Source organism: Kitasatospora sp. NPDC047058 (genome assembly GCF_040643935.1).
Classification (GTDB): Bacteria; Actinomycetota; Actinomycetes; order Streptomycetales; family Streptomycetaceae; genus Kitasatospora.
On sequence record NZ_JBEYVJ010000750.1, the window covers coordinates 1 to 1,980 of the forward strand.

Genomic DNA, 1,980 nt, shown 5'->3' on the forward strand with positions numbered 1-1,980 from the left:
GGCTCGCCGTCGCCGTCGCCGCCAACCTGCGTGCCCGCCGGGCCGGGATGACCTTCGCGGCCCGGCCTGCACCACCTCGTTCCGGCCCGGCCCAGGCCCCGACGCCCGCGGCCGTACCGATCCCGGCGCCGCCACCCTCCGGCCCCGTGCCCCGACCCCTACCCCGGGTCGCACAAGCCTCCGGCAGACAAGCCAGCCCGTTCGCGACAGATGGAATCATGATCATGAGCTCTGATGCGCAAGACGACGGCCTCCTCTCCTTCACCCAGGAGAGCCTCTGGCTGTTCCAGCACCTCGCCAGTCCGGACGAGCCCGCGTACAACGAGTCGCTCGCCTTCGAACTGACCGGCGCGGTCGATCCGGCCGCCGTGCGCACCGCCGTGCGGGCGGCCGTCGAGCGGCACGAGTCGCTGCGCACCGGCTACCGCACCGGCCCGGACGGCCGGCCGCGCGCGGAGGTCCTCGCCCCGGCCCCGGACGCTCCGGACGCCCTGCTCTTCGCCGACCTGCGCGCGCTCACGCCCGCCGAGGCCGGGGCCGAGGCCGACCGGCTCCTCGCCGACCACCACCACCGGCCGTTCGACCTCGGCGCGCCCCCGCTGCTGCGCGCCCTCCTGGTGGCGCTGCCCGACGACCGGTGGCTGTTCTCCCTGACGGCCCATCACATCGCCGTCGACGACTGGAGTCTGCGGCTCCTGCTGACCGGGATCGGCGAGGACGTGCGGGCGATCGCCGGAACCGGCGCCCCGCTGCCGCGCACCGCGCCGGCCGCCACCTTCCGGGACCACGTGCGCCGGAGCCGGGCCGCGTTCGAACGGGGCGAGTACGCCGAGCAGATCGAGGCCTGGCGGCAGTCCCTCGCGCACAGCCCGGACCTGCTCGGCATGCCGCTGGACCGGCCGCGTCCGGCCCGCCAGACCTTCCGCGGCAGCAGCCGCACGCTCACCGTCCCGCGCGCCGACGTGGAGCCGCTGCTGGAGGCCGCCCGGCGCAAGTGCCGGACGACCGCCTTCCCGGTCTTCCTGGCCGCCTACGCCGTCCTGCTCAACCGGTACACCGGACAGGACGGGTTCGCCATCGGCACCACCGTGCTGAACCGGCCGTCCGCCGAGGACCTGGACGTGGTCGGCTGCTACGTCAACACGCTGCCGCTCCACCTGCCGGTCGACCGCGACGCCGACACCTTCCGCGACCTGCTCGGCGCGGCCCAGGAGGCCACCGACCGGCTGCTCGACGACGGTGACGCCCCGTACCCGAAGGTGCTGGAGGCGCTCGGCGCCGAGCGGGCCGTCAACCACAACCCGGTCTTCCAGACCATGCTGACCCTCCTCGGCCCCCAGCCGGAGCTCGACCTCGGCTCCGGGGTGTCCGCCGCGTACCGCCCGGTGCGCCGGACGGCCGCCAAGTTCGACCTCATGCTCTACGTCGGGCAGACCGGGGACGACTACGAGTTCGAGATCGAGTTCAACACGGACCTGTTCGACCCGGCGACCGCCGAGCGGCTGCTCGGCAACTACGCCCGCCTCCTCAAGGCGCTCGCCACCGCCCTCGACGCCCCGGTCGGCAGGCCGTCGATGCTCGGCGAGGACGAGGAACGGCTGATCCTCGACGTCTGGAACGACACCGCCACCGCCTACCCGCCGGGCACGGTCGTCGACCTGATCGAGGAGCAGGTCCGCCGCACCCCGGACGCCACCGCCCTCGAGTACGGCGGGCAGCTGCTCACCTACGACCAGCTGAACCGCCGCGCCAACCAGGTCGCCCGGACCCTGCGCGCCCGGCTCGCCGGCGGCCCGGAGACCGGGGCCGGCCCGTTCATCGGCGTCTACATGGAGCGCTCGGTCGAGATGGTGGTCGCGCTGCTCGCGATCGTCAAGGCGGGCCACGCGTACGTGCCGATCGACCCGCGCCGGCCATCTCGACCCGGATCCGGGAGAGCAGCGGCTCGACCCGGGCGGTGCCGAGCATCGAGTAGTCGAC

General features: G+C 74.3%; 1 pseudogene. It reads left to right on the forward strand.

The window, feature by feature from the left end:
* Nucleotides 1–224: 224 nt before the first annotated feature.
* Nucleotides 225–1,856, forward strand: a pseudogene (locus ABZ885_RS40130) (condensation domain-containing protein); the annotation flags it as partial.
* Between the last annotated feature and the right edge of the window lie 124 nt (nucleotides 1,857–1,980).